The sequence below is a fragment of the Elizabethkingia sp. YR214 genome (assembly GCF_003058195.1).
Taxonomy (GTDB): Bacteria; Bacteroidota; Bacteroidia; order Flavobacteriales; family Weeksellaceae; genus Elizabethkingia.
In genome coordinates this window covers 95058-112093 of record NZ_QBUH01000004.1, presented here as the reverse complement: position 1 = coordinate 112093, position 17036 = coordinate 95058, and the positions used below count along the sequence as shown (strand labels likewise).

Below are 17036 nucleotides of genomic sequence, written 5' to 3'. Positions count from 1 at the left end.
CATAATCTCATCAGCTTTCCGCTGATATATATCTTATTCTGCTTCAATTACATCTCTGTAAATCAATATTTTCAATTTCACTGAAGCATCAGCATTCTATCCAAAACTATTTATTAAAGCCATCCCATACAGCTTTGGAAATATCCGAAATCATTTTACAGTTGACGGTATCAGATTCCATAGAGTTCACTACGAATACAGCCAATGCATAATGATTTCCGTTGGGTAGTGTAATAATTCCAATCTCATTTTCAGCCCCTGTAAGCCCGTCTTTATTCTTACCTGAAGAACCAGTCTTTCTGGCTACCGGAGTGTCTTTGGGCAGCTGCTCAACCATTTTATTCAATCCGGTTTTAGTTCCCAGCATAACTTTCATCAGATAGTCTGTAGATGTTTTGGAAAGCAATTTACCATTATAAAATTTCTTCAAAACCTGTACAGCGGAATTAGGTGTACTGTAATTTTCATACTGTGCGTTCCAGTCCTTGTGCATATCTTCTTCATTATATTTAATCTGAAAACCTTTCACACCTTTGCCATTCATAAATTTCTGAACAGCCTCCATACCACCTATTAGCCTTAGTAAAAAATCACAACCGTTATTATCGCTCAATGCAACTGTATATTCAATAATCTCACTTAGTGGCACATTCACGTTTCCGGCAGGATATTTATCGCGTAATGGCGACCATGTATTTTCGAGCAGGTCTTCCTTTTTAACCAAAATTTTCTGATCCAGAGAAAGAGTTCCCTTGTCTACAAGATCCAAAACCGCACTGGCAATATGGAATTTGAATACACTTTGCATCGGAAGCTTTTCGTTCCCGTTTTTGTTATAAGCAAAAGCATTTTCAAAGCCCAGTACCGAAACCCCGACCGTTGCTTTTTTATCTTTTACAATAGCGTTTATTTTCGAATCCAGAAGAAAGCGTTGTCCAAAGGAAAATACGGATATTAAAAGAAAAAGAATTCCTGTTTTATTCATTATTGTGTTTTTATAAGTTTTTTATAGGTAGGTTAATACAGAATTATCTGATATTAGAAAGCAATATAACAGCAAATGCTTTGCTTCAGACATCTGCAAAATTAAACCAAAGATTCCGGAAACTTGGTAACAATTGTTACACTTCTGCTATTACAGTTGATTCTCTGCCATTTACAATTCCAATATCCATTTATTCAGACTGATATCAGAATCCAGTTTCAGTTTCTTTTTTAGTCTGTATTTTCGGCTCTCTGCCGTTCTCAGAGCAATAATTTCGTATTGAGCAATTTGTTTTGTGCTCAGCCCCAACCTAATATTAGCTGAGAGTTTCAGGTCATATTCCGAAAGATCCGGCTCATGTGCCAATAAGCGCTCTATAAAATCTGGATAAGTTTCTTTAAACTGCGCCAGAAAAGATGGACTGTTGATTTCCGCCAGTTGTATCAGCTGATCTGCAGAAGCATTCAGCTGCTTTTTCAGTTTTAGATTTTCCAGCGTCTGCTCTTCCAGCAGACTTTCTTTTTTTAACTGCTTCGAGCGCTGCATCCGTAATATTCCGGAAACCACTAAAAGAAGTAGGACAATACAGCCTGCAAAGATAAAGTACAACTGTTTTTTCTCTTTTTGCTTGTCATGTTTTTCTTCCTGCAAAAGCTTGTTTACAGCCATCGTAACCGCCTCTTTTTCTTCATTTTTAATCGTAACATTCACGGCTTTGTACTTTTTCAGGTATTCATTCGCCATTTTCGGATCATCCAGATAATGATAAGTACTGGCAATAGAATCGTATACATTGCGGATCTGTGTCCGGTATTCTGTTTTCTGAAAAGCGGATAATGATTGTTGATAAGCACCAAGTGCCTGGCTGTATTCCTTTTTTGCATTATAGAGATTACCATAACTAAACTGAACAATTCCCTGTACTGTAACAATAGCATAATCTGGTGTCTGTACAGCTTTGTTCAGATAATAATCTGCTGAATCCAGCTGCGTTTTTTTCTCAATAAAACGATCAGCTATCTTACTATAAGTAATAGCGCTCGGCATTATTCTGATCAGCTTTTTTTCAATCGCCTGCAGTGAATCTTCCTGACTCAGGAAATTAAACCGTTTCCATAAATAAAGATACAGTACAGAAACCATCTGTTGTCTTGGATCTTTTATTTTCCCGGCATAGTGCAAAGCCTTATCAAAATAATCATTCGACTGATCCGGAAGCCCCAACTTGGTATAGATTCGGGCATATTCACCATAAAAACGAGTCTGGGACAGCGCATTATCCTTATTCATTTCCGCTTTGGCATTATCCAGATACTGCATGCTTTCCTTTAGTTTTCCAACCGAAAAAAGCAAAGAAGCAATATTGGCATATGCAGCACTCATTCCCTCTTTATCCTTTAGTGCTTCATATTTTTTTAAAGCTTCTACATTAAAAGCCATGGCTTTTGCAAATTCGCCTTTGTTATAATATTCGGCAGATGTTTTAATCGGTTCCGGAAAAAATGAGAAGTCCTGAGACCTGTAGTTCTGAGCCAACAAAAGGAATGAAAATAACAAAATTTTCACTCCGGAAATCTTACGCAACATTCATTATGATTTTACTATTGTTAAAGATAAACAGAATTTTTGTTTAAAAATCCAGTCTGTTATTCATTTTTCACTATACTGCAAACACACTGCAATACCCTTATAAACATATTGAAAATCAACACATTAAAACAATGGAGTATAATTACAGTAATGTCTTTCTTCCATAACACGAATAGATTTGTACCAGAAAATAAAACCGATCAAATCAATTAGTGTATAAACCAAATAACAAATACGATGAGAAATGATACCAAATTTATCCTGACCTGTGTAAGCTTTATTTTTTTATGGTTATTAGGAATCTCTCTGCTATAAAAAAGCTTCATTTTATAAAAAATAATCCCGCGATACACTAGTCATATTTCGGGCATTTCTTTCGGGAATATTTGCCCGGAATTCTGAAAAAACAAACCTAAAAAACATATACAAATGAAAAATTATGCCCAACTCATATTGGTAGGGATTACCCTGCTTATGCTCTCTTTGGTGGGTGAATGGCTTGATGAAAAATCTTCTGACAGCAGCCACTTATTATTTAACAAATGATAAAACACCAATGCCACAATAATATATTTTCATAAAAAAATAATGAAAATAAAACAATGACAAGTAACATTTGTTACAAACAACGCTAAAAATCAACCACATCTTTGCGACCGCTTAGGCAAAAAAAACACTGCCAATTTTTCCAAATAAAGATTGAACAATAAATATGATGAACTAATGAAACCACTAAAGAAGAAAAGAAAAAATGTACCACCCGAAATAGAATACTCACACAAATGCTGCAATCATGGAAAATTTAAGAAAGATTACAGCCTTTAAATATACTCCCGAGATTGTAGAACAGTTACACCAAAACAGCATAAAGAAAGTCTATAAAGCCGGAACCGTTATCCTGAGAGAGAACGCCTATGCCAACGCTATTCCTATTGTTACCAAAGGACTGCTAAAAGTAATCCGAAAGGAAGAAGAAGACCGCGAGATACTGCTCTATTACATCAAAAAAGGAGAAACCTGTGTGCTGCCCTTCTGGGGCAGCCTGTACAATGTGACCAGCAAAGTAAAAGTAGAAGTAGAAGAAGAGGCCGAAATCTTTTTTCTGCCGATTCAGAAAGCCAAGCTTTTTATAAGAGAATATCCACAATGGATGGATTATGTTTTACTGCTGTTTGTGAACCGCTATGAAGATCTGCTGAATGTTATAGATTCTGCTTTTAAAAAAACAGATGAACGCTTACTGAGCTTTCTGAAAAATAAAGCAGAGATCACGCAATCCAGATCCATTAGCATTACACATCAGCAACTGGCAAAAGAATTATTAACTGCCCGCGTTGTTGTATCCCGATTACTAAAACAGTTAGAAGAAAAAGGATTGTTACAGCTGAGCAGAAACAAAATTACCCTGACAGATCAGGCTTATTTATTTAGCGATTAATCTCGCCCAACGAACAATACAAAAAACAGAATCAAGCCATAAAAATAAGTATCAAACAGGGTGAAAAATTGATGGATTATCATTTTTAAGCTCACTTCACCCACACTGCAATAACCAATACAATAAACTGAAAATCAATATTTTATAAAATTGAAGTAGACTTGCAGTACAAGTTTCTCGGCAGAACGCTGGTAGATTTGCCATAGAAAAACGGAACAAAAAAAACACAAACGTATTACAATAAAACAACAAAATAAACAACAATGAAAAAGGAAATGAACAACAACGAAACAACACAAGAAAAGAGCGCTTATATGGCTCCGACTTTAGAAGTAACAATGATCAGAATGGAACAAGGTATTGCCGCAGGGTCTGCTACGGTAAAGCCAGGCGACCTAAGCGGAAATATAAGCCACGAATGGGATACAGATCCTGAAAGAGACGAAGGCATTGACTGGTAATACAAAAAGATAAATAATACGAAGAAATAACAACCAACATTATGGAAAAGAAAATACAAAACATCAGTATTATACTGCTTACGATACTCCTTATTCTGACTTCTTGTCGTAATTCGGATACCGAAAACCATCCTATTGAAGGCGGAAAAGCGGTAGTTAAAATGAATATGAATGGAACTGAATTTGAAAAGGAAATGCCAGGACTTTTAGCTTCTGTTAATAAAAATTTTAACAATGGACTACAAGTACAAAAAAATGAAATCCAGTTGAATAAAGATCTTGTAATGGTAGCTGAACTTGTACCTGAAACTTCTTCAGTACAAACAAAAACAGCTTCAAATAAAAATAACATTAATGCGACTGATACGGAAGATCTTCCGGCTGGTACACCTTATAAAGTTGCAGTATTTGATGCATCCGGGAATTATGTTACAGAAAGAGATTATAAATACGGACAGGAAGCCAGTACTCCGGAATTATCATTGGATGGTGGCAGCCAATATACCTTTATTGCATATTCTGCATGGGATGCCCCCTCCCTCCCTGTTATTACTTTTTCTAATCCTTCAAATAAGACTTTGTCCACAGCCAGCCTGACTGTAAGAGGGCTTGATGATGTCACTTATTTCAGGAAAGATATGGTGGTTTCGGGAAAGGGTATTAATTATCTGGATATTGTACTGAAACATAAACAGAGCCAGATTACCACTAAAGTAGATGCCTCAGCTACCGGTTATAATATTACCACACTGAGTGCATGGATAAGACCTTATATTCTAAACGCCACTGTACAGCTGTCTGACGGAAGTATTACACAATCAGGAGGTACAGCAGAAGCTTTAATCAATATTGCCAGCGGACTCAATACCCCAATTGTAACAGGAATGCCTATGACAATGAATGCAAATACAACTACAGGGACATTGGTTTTCAAATCTATTACCATAGGCGCTGTGACTCAAACTGATCTTACAGTACTTAATAATTTAAAAATTACTCCCGGAGTAAAATACAACCTGAATATTACCATTAATCCCACCGATGCATTCTTGACGCATCAAGGACAGTTAGCCGCCAGAATCAACGGAAAGATTTGGATGCGAAATAATTTGGGGGCAACTTCCACAACACCCGATAATCTTTCGGCCACTACAATGGGAAATTATTATCAATTTGGGCGTAGTACATCAATAGCCTCCGGAACAGCAACAACATCCACTAATTATTATGGATATTATGACACACCTGTTAATGCCTGGAATAGTGGAACAGAAGCTGCTCCAGTAAAAACAGCAAATGATCCATGCCCTACAGGTTACCGTGTACCAACACAAACAGAATTGCAAAATTTAGTAGATGCTACCACTGGAAGTGCTACCGGTAGTTGGACTAATAGTACTACTAATTACACTGCAGGACTTGTTTTAACAAGTAAGAGAAATAGCAGTATTAAATTAACGTTACCTCTTCAGGGATATTTTACACCAACAGGGGGGACTAATCTACCACATGTTTATACCTTTCAAAATCGAGGTGTAGCCTATAAATATTTATCAAGTACTAGAACAGGTATTGACAGAAATACTAATTATAACCTAGGTTTAAATACTACCACACCTACTGTAAGCCTTAGTGGATCAATAGGATTTGGAGCAAGTATCCGTTGTGTTGCACAATAAAATATTTCATTCGTTTGTTTGCAAAAACTTGTAAAAGTTTTATCAGGCAGCTAGCTTACTGTACACTATATAGTTGCCTGTTTTTTCAAACCAATTCTAAAATACACCTCAACTGTTAACTTTTTACGGCATAGCCAAATTTTAATATCATCATCTTTTGTTTGTTAACAGTTACCTAAGGGCAGTTGTATTATGCTGCCCTTTTTAGTCAGTCGCCAAAAGTGTTTACCAATATTTTATTACTGGCAGCCTTAGCCTGACAGCTGGGATATTATTGCTATTACCCAATGTGCATTATACGGAATTCTATAGTGGATTATTTACGCTTTCCGGATTAAGTATGGCATTTAAACCTATAAATATCAATAAAGTATAAATCATGAGAAACAGAAAAAAAGAGGACTTGTGGTGCTTACTGTACAAAGCGCATTTAGAAGAAAATACAATTTTATCCGAAGATAAAAAAAGCAAATCTAAAAATAATACATGGACATTATTAATGGACCATTATAGTATCTTTCTCTTATTTTTTATAAAGCTCCTCAGAAGCACAAGTACAAATACACGCATTAAAGGCAATAAAATTAAACAATTTGTAAATAAAAGTACTTTTCTGTAACAAATGTTACCAAAACCCATAAATATTACCAACATATTTGTAAAACAAAAACACAATCGATAGCCTGCAAAGGCTGTATACATTTTCTGTAAAACAATTTAAAATTTCAAAACTATGAAGAAGTTATTTTTAGTTTGGACAGCAGCGCTGGCCATGGTCCTGATTTCATGTTCGCGTGACAACGATAACAATCCGGAAATCCCGTTAACGCCAAGTCAGATCCTGGCCTCTACTCCGTGGGAAACTACAGGAGCGAAGGATAGAAACGGGAATAATGTAGACCTTAATGATCCAAGGGTAAACGGGTTTGTCGGTTGGGCCTACTTCAGAGCGGATGGAAACTTTGCCATTTATGGGCTGAATGATGTTCTGAGATCATTAGGAACATGGACTGTAGATGCACAAGGGAAAACAAGAAATATCAAGGTATTGAATCCTGACGGAAGAGTTCTTGTAGACCGCGATGTAGAGATCCTAGAGCTAAACAAAGATATTTTCACGTATAGGATCCATAGCGACAGCAGTGATCCTGCAAATTATTATGATATTATCCATACCAGAACTTCTCATGCAGAACCGGCTAACGGACAGGTAACTTTGGCATCTACGCCTTGGGAAACTACCGGAGCCAAAGACAATGCAGGAAATTCTGTAGCCCTGAATGACCCACGAGTGGCAGGTTTTGTAGGCTATTCTTACTTCAAAGGAAACGGGCAGTTTACAATTTTCGGATTAGATGATGTACTAAGATCCAGCGGAGCATGGACTTTGTCCGCAGACGGAAAAGTCAGAAACCTGAACGGAACAGTTGCTGGTACAGGAGCTCCTTTCAACCGTGATGTAGAAGTTTTGGTCCTTACCAATGCTGAGTTCACTTACAGAATTGTACCTGATGCTACGAACCCACCCGTATTCTACGATATCATCCATACTAAGGTAAACCATATGGAACCAACAAATTAAAATTTTCTTCTCCCCGTTCCGAACTAATAATCAGCATATATACAACATAGAGTATAGCAGCTATATTTTTTTCATAATCAATTTATTACCTGTAATAAAATCTTTTCAATGGAGCGGGGATTTCTATAACCTACTGAATATTTGATATTATTTATAAGGTTAGAAATAAAAATATCATCATTCATTTGTGTTTGTAGTGGTTGGCTGACTTTTGGAGGCCGGCCACTTTTATAAAAAATTAAGGCTTTCTCTGTTGATATGAATGTGAAACTAATTAGAAGCCGGAGTCCGATTACTACAATCGGACTTTTTTATTTTACTGATGTTCAGAAAAAAATTCTGCTTAACTTTAGCTACAGCTAAAACATTTATTATGAAATATATCCTTTTTAAATCCCTGTCATTATTCTTGCTCATCGCGGGAATTGATCAGCTGTCTGCACAAAATACCACACCTGAAAAGACTTATCCAAAGCAATGCCTACAAGAGCTAAAACTAAGTTCGGACAGAATGATTTTCACAAAAGATAAAACCGAGAAACCTGTAAAAGCTATATTTATCATTAATCCACAAAAGTTCACATTAGACTTTAGCATCAATGAACCTGGTAATCCCGAAACCATGCGAAAAAATGAGATTACAGATATGGACTGTACCATAAATCCGAAATTTACAGAAGGTAAGATTGTATATACTATAAATTCCAGCAACAACGATGGCAGCTATTCTGTTTCCGAACTTTTGCTGGAAGCAACACCTTCGGGACTTTATTTCTCTAATAATAAGGATTCAATGAGCAATAAGGTATTGTTCCCTGTAAAGAGAAAGTAAATAAGTTTAGCTATTTTCACATACTATTACTATGAACAAAGGTATCATAACTACTATATTAATCATACTGGCTATACTTCCTGTAAGCTATGCACAATATAACCCGTTTGTAAAAACGACATGGAAAATAGACCATATTGCGCCCAATGGCAAAGCTATTCTGGTAAAAGCAAAATGGATTAATCTATCAAATGAGCGGGCTAAGTTTCATTTTATACAGTTTGAAGATAATTTCAATTATCAGACGGGTATTTCATGTTACAATGCCTTAGGCCTTTACCGTGTAAGAGAAAATAATATTATTGAACTTGTTACTAGTGACGGGGCGATGAGTCCGGATTGTAAAGAGCCAAAAGATTTATCCGGATCTTACTATTTTAAGGAAATCAATAACATTTTGGAACTAAGTCCTTTACACGAGGAAGCTCCGTCTGGTATAGACGCCATCAGTAGTGCAACAGCAGCCCGGACAGATTCGATAATAGCGATTGCCCCACCGGCTAAAGAGGTGAAAAATAAACCGATACGTAAGAAGAAAGTAAAAAACCGAAAATAGGTATCCGGCTTTGTTATTCTGATTTTATTCTTCAGTATTCTTCTCAGTATAATTCCAGAAGTCATCTTCGGCTTCAATATCTTCCGAAAATAACCATACTTCTTTAATCATATTATCCTCTACCCTTAACAGATCAATTCCCTTCATAGATAACTTCTGATTTCCTTTCTCTGCACCGAAATGAATCGATGCAGCGACGAAAGATCCATTGTCTGTAAGATAATCAATAGTATCTATAGCAAAAGTCCCGGCACTCCATTTCATAAAATTACCTAAATGCCTGAACACTTCTTCTTTTCCGGTATATATCCCCGACTGAATTCCATTACCTGGCTGATTCCATACAATTTCGTCCGCAAATAAAGTATCTACTTTTGCAAAATCACCACGGGATACAGCATCAAAATATGACTGTACAATTTCTACATTTTTTGACATAACATTTCTGTTTCTTAAGGTTTTATAATTGCTTACAAATTTCTATATTCACATACCAAAAAACAAGTACTTACCAAAAAGTAAGGTACTAACCCTGAGTAAAAAATTACTGATTATCAGAACAATAAAATGGAAATAAAAATTTCGGATCAAAACTGCCCTTTAAAAAAGACGCTTGAAATTATTGGTGGAAAATGGACTATGCTCATCATTTATCAGATTAACGAGCGGGTTATCCGGTATGGTGAACTGAAAAGAGCGTTGGTCGGAATCAGTGAGAAAATGCTGATAAGTCAGCTAAAATTTTTAGCAGAAAAAGGAATTGTAAATAAGAATGCTTTTCCGGAAATACCACCACGTGTAGAATATTCTTTAACTCCAACCGGAAAGAAATTACTGCCGGTGATTAATCAGATTATTCAGTTTGGTTTGGATCATGAATTATAGAGTGCTTTAATGCCAAAAACAATACATTCATGCAATATTTACCTGCTGCTATACAAAACAGTATAGGATTGTTCCTTTAATAAAAACCCAAGAGCAAAGATTTTGTAATATTACAGAGTCCTTCTCTGACTGAAAATAAAAAGGTCCCGGTTGCCCGGGACCTACCAAATCACAAAAAATTTTATAAAAAAAATTTATTCACTTCAAAAGTACAAATTATTTTAACATACACAATAGTATTAAGAAAAATTTAATATAAAACCAATATCTCCCTGAATAGAGAATTTAAAAATAAGCAATAAAAAAGCCCTAAAATAGGGCATAATCAGAATGCAAAAATTATTCAATTTTCATTTTTCACTTTTGAGACATTAAGAACTGTTAAGAAAAATATCTGAGACACAGCACTGTGTATTTGTCCTATCTGCTGCTCGAAAATTAATTTGCCTGGCCGATATCCAGTCTTTCGAATTTTCCGGCGGCATTCTGATGAAACTTAAAAAATACACGAAATGTACCCCACTGTCCGGCTTTAAAATTTCCATATAAAGTTTTCCCATCATCCTCTACTCTATCTATACTCAGAAATTTTTCATTTCCCAGTGCTTTTCCAAAAAAGGATTTAAAGTCTACATCATGTCCATCATCCGTCATTTTGGGATTATCTGTAAAGTACTGATACCAATTCTGATCACCGGATTGTAATGCTTCAATGGCTTTTCTTACCTCTGGATTTGTAATTATTGATAAATTCATCATGTATGTTTTTGGGTTTTGTTGTTTTATAATCGATTCTGGTTTCTGTTGCTGTGCACAGCCTGTTAAAGAAAGACACATACTAAAAACAAATAAAGCTTTCATAACTTTATAATTTTCCGGGTTTTCAATTTTTCAACGGATGCTGCAAATAAATAATTAAAAGATTAAGCAACAGGAATGGTACTTCTATAATTGCACCTTTAAAATCTCTCTCTGAAATCTGAAAACAGATAATAAGCAATATGCCTGCTCCCATCAGAAAGTTTCCCCATATAAAAGTTTTTGGAAAAAGAATTAATACAGCAGATAGTATAGTGACCAATCCGTTTATCATTACTCCGGATTTTCCTATACCCCATTTTCCAAATAATTCTAACATTTCAGGTTTCCCTGTAAGCATCGCAGAACCTTGTTTAAAGCCCATAAATACGGCAAACAAGATCAGAATTGAATTTATAATTTTTATTAGCATAATTTTCAGAAATTAAAAACAGAGAATTCTTTTTACTAACCTTGAAGAATTCTCTGTTCTGTTTAGTTATCTTGTTGTATAACCACCATTGGCAAAAATAGTCTGCCCGGTAATCCACCAACCATCACTTACCAGAAACTCTACCAGCGGAGCAATATCTTTAATATCCGTTAAACCTCCTAAAGCCGAAGCCGATTTGTGATATGCAACAGCATCCGAGCTTTCCTGTCCGTAGAAGAAAGGGGTATCCATAGGTCCTGGCGCTACTGCCGTTACAGAAATACCTCTGTCTCCAAACTCTTTGGAAGCCGCTCTGGTAAAATGCTCTACAGGAGCCTTCATCCCTTCATAAGTGGAATACAAACCTGTATAAGCCGCTAAAAGAGAAGTTACAATAGTACAGATTTTTCCGTTGTTGTTTAGCTTTTTACCCGATTCCTGAATAAAGAAATAAGCTACTTTGGAATTGATATCGGACATCTGATCATATTCTGATTCAGTTGTTTCGGTAAATGGTTTTTTCAGTACCATACCTACTGTGTTAATCGCAATATCTACACCGCCAAATCTTGAAACTGTCTCATCGAACAACTTGGTAATATTCTCAACTTTTGTGAGGTCACCCTGAAACAGAAATGCTTCGGCTCCTGCTGCCTGAACATCGGCTAACGTTTTTTCCGCATCGGTTTTGGTGCTGTCGCTATTGTAATGGATTGCCAGTTTTGCCCCTTTAGCAGCGAAATCACGGCTTAGCAGACCGCCAAGATTTTTAGCACCACCTGCTATTAAAACTACTTTGTTTTTTAAATCATTTTTTGACATCATATGTATATTTGAAATTAGTGTTACAAAGGTGCATACTACTCACCTATAATTCATGGTGAACTTTTCGGAACTTATTACATCTTTCTTCAAAAATAAAAATAAATAGAACTCTAAATAATACCCGAAAGAATTAACAAGTTCATTTACAGCAAATGTAGAACATATGTAGTATATAAAAAGGGAAGTAATCCTACTTCCCTTCTTTTATAATTTTGGAGTTTAAACTACCAGCCAGGATTTTGTTTAAAATTCTTATTCAGTAACAACTGATCTTTAGGCATTGGATACAAATACATTTTATTATCCCATGCTCTTGTTGCAATATTAGGATATACACGAACATAGCCCTGTGCATCCCGCAGTACATTATCTACCTGAGATTTGCCATTCGCATCTTTTGGATAGGTAGTCATATAAGCATCTGTAAGCTTCATTCCCGTTATTGTTTTAGAACTATTAATCAGCTCTCCGGCTCTCCATCTTAAGATATCTCTGAAACGGAATCCTTCTCCAGCTAGCTCCACACGGCGTTCTCTTCTTATTTCCTGAAGTGGCAGGCTAATACTTGGAAAAGATGTATTGGGATCGGCAGTAAGACTAGCCAGTGACATATCCGGCATGCCTACACGTTTTCTTAGTTTATTAATAGAGATGTCCAGCACATCCTGAATAAGCTGCCCCAATTCTGCTTTGGCTTCTGCATAATTAAGCAAAACCTCTGCATAACGGAAAATAAAGCGGTCTATATTATCCTGATTAGCATTTTGCAATTTCACATCCGAGGATCTTCCCTTTACAATCTGATAACCTGTAGAAGTAGCATTGGTCCCTACATTAGGTCTTTCCAGTTGGCTTGTAGAACCATTTTCATTAATCGTCATAATATAACCTGGAGTTGCAATCGTCTGTGGATAACGGGGATCTCTGTTTTTCACTTCATTCTCCGGAGTATCATCACCAGCATACAAAGGTGACACTGCAAAAGGTTTCCCATCTTTACATAAATAACTTTCAATTAAAGACTTACTATAACCATTACCGCTTCCTGCTCCTCTGCTATAATTGGTTGTACTGATATTGGTAATGTATATTCTGGACAAAATACTTTCCTTGTTTTTAGACAGATCTTCCTGAATAAACAAGCTGTTGTAGTCAGCATCAGGTTTACCTGTAGAATAGATTTCATATTTCCCTGAATTTATTACCTGAAGCGAAGCATCTGCTGCAGCCTGTAAGAACGTTTCTGCATCTCCCAAACTATGGTATTTCCTGAAAGTTCCTTCCCATAAGGCTATTCTTGACTTCAAGGCTAAAGCTGCATATTTATGTACCCTGTTTTCGGCTGCAGCCTCCGGAAGATTGGCAACAGCAAAATCAAGATCCTTTAATACAAAATCCATCACTTTTTTATGTGGATCTCTTGGATTATATAGCTCTGGTGATAAGTTATTCAAATCGGTTTCATAAATAGGAACATCTCCAAATCGTACCACTTTATCCCAGTAATACATTGCTCTGAAAAAACGAACTTCAGCATTGTATTTATTTTTTATATTCTGGTCTAATTGAGGATCCACATTTTTTCTCAAAAAGTAATTACAAGCCCTGATACCAGCCCAATCATCAGCAGACCAGCCGCCTTTTTCCCCCGGAACCTGATCTGTTCCTGCCAGGAAGCTGTTGATACTATTTGGAACCTGATTATCCGACTGAGAGTCCTGATCCGAATATTGTACAGGTAAACTTGTATAAAACTGATTAGCATATAGTTTTAGATCATTCTCAGTTTTGAAGAGCGCATCTTCAGTTAATTTATCCTGCGGATATCTGTCGAGAAATTCATCTTGCTTACAGGAAGACAAACTAATAAGTGTTACAATAACTACTGTATGGATTAATTGTTTTTTATATAGTTTCATGACATTAAATTTTTAGAACCGAAGCTGAGCTCCGAATGAAATAGATTTACTAATTGGATATGTACCACCTGTTATAACAAGCTCCGGATCAAAGTTTTGGAACATACTGGTAAACGTAAACAGGTTTTGACCGGTAATATAAAACCTTAAATACTTAAGCTTTATACTCTCCAGAACTTCCTGTGGAAGGGTATAACCAATCGTTATTTGTTTTGCTCTGAGATAAGCTGCACTCTGAAGGTATTTGGTTTGGGTCTGATAATTTCCACCACCACCAAATCTAAGCCTTGGAAAATAAGCATTAGGATTATCTGGGGTCCAGTACTGTCCGGTATGTGCCTGTGTAGGAACATCCCATTCACTAGTATATCCCCAAAAAGCAGTCCCTCCCATCATACGATCCGACTGGCCTACACCTTGTAAAAAGATAGTCATATCGAAGTTTTTATACTGAAAATCCAAATTGATACTGTACTGATATCTCGGTGTAGTGTTCCCAATTATCTTACGGTCACCCGGATTAGAAAGCGTATTATCTCCCTGATCTATTTTACCATCACCATTCAGGTCTTTAAACTTAATATCTCCGGCCAGCCATTGTCCACCGAAAAGAAATTTTTGATTCCAGTTCTGTGCTTCAGCATCTGTTTTAAAATAGCCATCTGTTTCATAACCCCATATTTCACCTATCTTTTGCCCTACATAATAAGTTCCTATATTTCCGTTGGGATTTTGACCAAATTTGGTAATACGTGCCTGATAATCGGACAAGCCTAATGTTACTGAATACCGGAAATCTTCACCAAACCGATCTTTCCAAATAAGGCTGGCTTCGAATCCTTTATTTCGTAAATCTACAGAATTCCGGATAGGCACCCCGGTTCCCAATACTGCTGGTAAGGCATCCCCAGCATATAACATATCTTTAGTATCGCGGATGTAATAGTCGAAACTACCAGATAATCTGTTATTTAGCATGGAGAAATCAACGCCTATATTTTGAGATGTGACTTTCTCCCATGTAAAATCAGGACTTACCAATCCCGGAGCGCCAATATAAGGTTTCTGTTCTGTCCCGAAGATGTAGTCACTAAGGTTAACCCCCATAGTAGCCAGATAAGGATAATTATTCTCATCCCTTTTTCTATCCAGTTTTTGGCTTGCAGATGTTCCGTAAGATGCTCTTACTTTTAGCTCGTTTATTACTTTTTTCAAAGGATTGAAGAATCCTTCTTTAGAAATTCGCCACCCCACTGACGCAGAAGGCTGGAAAGAGTAACGATGTCCTCTTGCAAATCTTGAAGTCCCGTCATAACGCCCATTTACTTCAAACAAATATTTTTCATCGTATACATAGTTGATTCTGGAGAACGAACCCGCAACTGCCCAGTCATTAATTCCTCCTTTAACTATAGGGTTTGGATCATAATTCAGATTAATAGAAGGTAAATCCTGGTTAACAAGGTTTTTAACACTTACATTAACGCTCTTAAACTGTTTCAGTTCCTGATTATAGCCCACCATGGCTTTTACATAATGCTTTTTACCAAAAGTATTTTCATACTGCGCATATGCATTAATGGCCTGATAGCGGTCATTATAATTCTCCTCAGTTATCCTTGCTGGAGTTGACCAGGGATATACCCCTAATAGAACTCCATTAGCTCCATATTCATTGAATGCCTTAGAATTTGTAGTACGGTTCAAAGTATAATTATTCCAGGTATAATCAGCTATAATATTTACATTCTTCATCGGCTTCAGGTTGATTCCACCGGTAAGCCAGATATCGTTGTCTTTTTTAATATTTCGTCCGTTATATTCTAAAATTGCAAAAGGATTGGTGAAGCTACCTTGCCCGGAATAATGTCCGTCCGGATGTTTGATAGGCATAAGCGGGCGCAAATCGGTACTAATTCTTTCTGAGCTGGCAATTGTAATATCCGTAGGATTATTATCATCAGTTCTGTTAAAAGTAATTCTGGTATTTACATCCAGCCATGGAGCCAGTTCAGAATCTAATTTAAAAGACACATTATATTTCTGAAATTTTTGTTTAGAGGCTTCTAAAGTTCCGGCTTGATCCAAATATCCCAAAGAAGCGTAATAGGTAGTCTTATCACTACCACCACTTAATGATAAATTATGTGTCATTTGTGGAGCCCAGCTGGGAAATAGTGCTTTTACCCAATCTGTATTTCCGGTATACCTGTAAAGTCTTGGATTTCCAGGATCCACATATACAGCATTTTCAGGGGAAGGATGTAGTAAGTAATATTCTGCTCTTCGTAAATCTTCAGCAGTAAATTCTGAAGAAGCAGCCCCTGCTCCAGTCGCAGCTCCCGTAGCACTGGCTTCCCTGTGACTTTTGATATAGTCCACAGAATTCATGGTGCCATAAATTTTTGTTGGTCGGCTCAAAGTATAGTCATAGTTATAACTGACAGCCATACGCGCATTCTTCTTACCTGTTTTAGTCGTAATCAATACTACACCATAAGCTCCCCGCACACCATAAATAGCTGTAGAAGCAGCATCCTTAAGTACTGTTACAGTCGCTACATCTGCAGGATTAATCAGGTTCGGGTCCATCTGTACATTGTCTACCAGAATTAACGGATCTCCCCCATTAATAGAAGTTGTTCCCCTGATATTAAAACTCGATCCTTGTCCCGGCTTACCACTTCCTACATTAATATTAAGGTTGGGAATTAAGCCCTGAAGTCCCTGCCCTAAATTGGCAATAGGTCGACTTTCCAGCTGTTTTGCAGAAACAGAAGCAACTGCTCCGGTAAGATTGACCTTCTTCTGCTTACCATAACCTACAATAACGACTTCGTCGATGTCTTTGGCTTTGTCAGTTGAATCTTTCTTTTTTTGAATTTCTTTTTTAGATGGGGTTTGCTGTGCGCTAAGCATCTGTACTCCGCCAAAGGAGCACAGAAAAAACGCTATAGCAACCCCCGGGCTATAAGAAGCCCGACAGGTTAGTGTTTTCATATTTTTGGTATTTGAGTTTGGTATTTAGTTTTTAAGACTAGCGTTTCTGTGCT

The 17036-nt window shown here is 36.7% G+C and carries 15 protein-coding genes; 7 read left to right on the top strand and 8 right to left on the bottom strand.

The features are described 5' to 3' along the window. Positions 1-106: 106 nt before the first annotated feature. Both bla-A and C8J95_RS09110 read right to left on the bottom strand, forming a co-directional pair. A complete protein-coding gene (gene bla-A / locus C8J95_RS09115) occupies positions 107-985 on the bottom strand; it encodes a CGA/CIA family class A beta-lactamase (RefSeq protein ID WP_107808065.1) in 879 nt (292 codons plus the stop codon). 171 nt (positions 986-1156) lie between these two features. Next, complete coding sequence (locus tag C8J95_RS09110; protein WP_107808064.1) at positions 1157-2572, bottom strand: lipopolysaccharide assembly protein LapB; 1416 nt, start codon at positions 2570-2572, stop codon at positions 1157-1159. Between the two features lie 796 nt (positions 2573-3368). Between C8J95_RS09110 and C8J95_RS09105 the strand changes: the two genes are divergently transcribed. From C8J95_RS09105 to C8J95_RS09075, 6 genes are all read left to right on the top strand, one after another. Continuing rightward, complete coding sequence (locus tag C8J95_RS09105; protein ID WP_107808063.1) at positions 3369-4013, top strand: Crp/Fnr family transcriptional regulator; 645 nt, start codon at positions 3369-3371, stop codon at positions 4011-4013. Between the two features lie 263 nt (positions 4014-4276). Next, complete coding sequence (locus C8J95_RS09100) at positions 4277-4474, top strand: hypothetical protein (RefSeq protein WP_107808062.1); 198 nt, start codon at positions 4277-4279, stop codon at positions 4472-4474. A gap of 41 nt (positions 4475-4515) precedes the next feature. After that, positions 4516-6153, top strand: a complete 1638-nt coding sequence (locus tag C8J95_RS09095; RefSeq protein WP_107808061.1) for an FISUMP domain-containing protein — start codon at positions 4516-4518, stop codon at positions 6151-6153. Between the two features lie 733 nt (positions 6154-6886). Beyond that, complete coding sequence (locus C8J95_RS09085; protein ID WP_107808059.1) at positions 6887-7735, top strand: DUF4822 domain-containing protein; 849 nt, start codon at positions 6887-6889, stop codon at positions 7733-7735. Between the two features lie 373 nt (positions 7736-8108). Next, complete coding sequence (locus C8J95_RS09080) at positions 8109-8567, top strand: hypothetical protein (protein WP_107808326.1); 459 nt, start codon at positions 8109-8111, stop codon at positions 8565-8567. Positions 8568-8598: 31 nt separating this feature from the next. Beyond that, on the top strand, positions 8599-9123 hold the full coding sequence (locus C8J95_RS09075; protein ID WP_255412757.1) for a hypothetical protein: 525 nt from the start codon (positions 8599-8601) through the stop codon (positions 9121-9123). A gap of 24 nt (positions 9124-9147) precedes the next feature. Here the strand turns inward: C8J95_RS09075 and C8J95_RS09070 are convergent, their stop codons facing one another. Next, on the bottom strand, positions 9148-9561 hold the full coding sequence (locus tag C8J95_RS09070; RefSeq protein WP_107808058.1) for a nuclear transport factor 2 family protein: 414 nt from the start codon (positions 9559-9561) through the stop codon (positions 9148-9150). Between the two features lie 129 nt (positions 9562-9690). Between C8J95_RS09070 and C8J95_RS09065 the strand changes: the two genes are divergently transcribed. Further along, entirely contained in the window at positions 9691-10008 is a 318-nt protein-coding gene (locus C8J95_RS09065; protein ID WP_107808057.1) for a helix-turn-helix domain-containing protein, read from the top strand. A gap of 438 nt (positions 10009-10446) precedes the next feature. Here C8J95_RS09065 and C8J95_RS09060 read toward each other — a convergent pair whose 3' ends face one another. The 5 genes from C8J95_RS09060 to C8J95_RS09040 form a co-directional block, all read right to left on the bottom strand. Further along, on the bottom strand, positions 10447-10869 hold the full coding sequence (locus C8J95_RS09060; RefSeq protein WP_107808056.1) for a hypothetical protein: 423 nt from the start codon (positions 10867-10869) through the stop codon (positions 10447-10449). Between the two features lie 22 nt (positions 10870-10891). Next, entirely contained in the window at positions 10892-11239 is a 348-nt protein-coding gene (locus C8J95_RS09055) for a DoxX family protein (RefSeq protein WP_107808055.1), read from the bottom strand. A 66-nt stretch (positions 11240-11305) separates the two neighbouring features. After that, entirely contained in the window at positions 11306-12061 is a 756-nt protein-coding gene (locus C8J95_RS09050; protein WP_107808054.1) for an SDR family oxidoreductase, read from the bottom strand. A 227-nt stretch (positions 12062-12288) separates the two neighbouring features. Next, positions 12289-13983, bottom strand: a complete 1695-nt coding sequence (locus tag C8J95_RS09045) for a RagB/SusD family nutrient uptake outer membrane protein (RefSeq protein WP_107808053.1) — start codon at positions 13981-13983, stop codon at positions 12289-12291. Positions 13984-13995: 12 nt separating this feature from the next. Then, a complete protein-coding gene (locus C8J95_RS09040) occupies positions 13996-16983 on the bottom strand; it encodes a TonB-dependent receptor (protein WP_107808052.1) in 2988 nt (995 codons plus the stop codon). Positions 16984-17036: the final 53 nt, after the last annotated feature.

Coding starts and splice junctions, on each gene's coding strand:
- C8J95_RS09055 (WP_107808055.1), bottom strand. CDS start 11,239: ATGCTAATAAAAATTATAAATTCAATTCTGATCTTGTTTGCCGTATTT.
- C8J95_RS09040 (WP_107808052.1), bottom strand. CDS start 16,983: ATGAAAACACTAACCTGTCGGGCTTCTTATAGCCCGGGGGTTGCTATA.
- C8J95_RS09095 (WP_107808061.1), top strand. CDS start 4,516: ATGGAAAAGAAAATACAAAACATCAGTATTATACTGCTTACGATACTC.
- C8J95_RS09045 (WP_107808053.1), bottom strand. CDS start 13,983: ATGAAACTATATAAAAAACAATTAATCCATACAGTAGTTATTGTAACA.
- C8J95_RS09065 (WP_107808057.1), top strand. CDS start 9,691: ATGGAAATAAAAATTTCGGATCAAAACTGCCCTTTAAAAAAGACGCTT.
- C8J95_RS09075 (WP_255412757.1), top strand. CDS start 8,599: ATGAACAAAGGTATCATAACTACTATATTAATCATACTGGCTATACTT.
- C8J95_RS09085 (WP_107808059.1), top strand. CDS start 6,887: ATGAAGAAGTTATTTTTAGTTTGGACAGCAGCGCTGGCCATGGTCCTG.
- C8J95_RS09070 (WP_107808058.1), bottom strand. CDS start 9,561: ATGTCAAAAAATGTAGAAATTGTACAGTCATATTTTGATGCTGTATCC.
- C8J95_RS09110 (WP_107808064.1), bottom strand. CDS start 2,572: ATGTTGCGTAAGATTTCCGGAGTGAAAATTTTGTTATTTTCATTCCTT.
- C8J95_RS09050 (WP_107808054.1), bottom strand. CDS start 12,061: ATGTCAAAAAATGATTTAAAAAACAAAGTAGTTTTAATAGCAGGTGGT.
- C8J95_RS09105 (WP_107808063.1), top strand. CDS start 3,369: ATGGAAAATTTAAGAAAGATTACAGCCTTTAAATATACTCCCGAGATT.
- bla-A (WP_107808065.1), bottom strand. CDS start 985: ATGAATAAAACAGGAATTCTTTTTCTTTTAATATCCGTATTTTCCTTT.
- C8J95_RS09080 (WP_107808326.1), top strand. CDS start 8,109: ATGAAATATATCCTTTTTAAATCCCTGTCATTATTCTTGCTCATCGCG.
- C8J95_RS09060 (WP_107808056.1), bottom strand. CDS start 10,869: ATGAAAGCTTTATTTGTTTTTAGTATGTGTCTTTCTTTAACAGGCTGT.
- C8J95_RS09100 (WP_107808062.1), top strand. CDS start 4,277: ATGAAAAAGGAAATGAACAACAACGAAACAACACAAGAAAAGAGCGCT.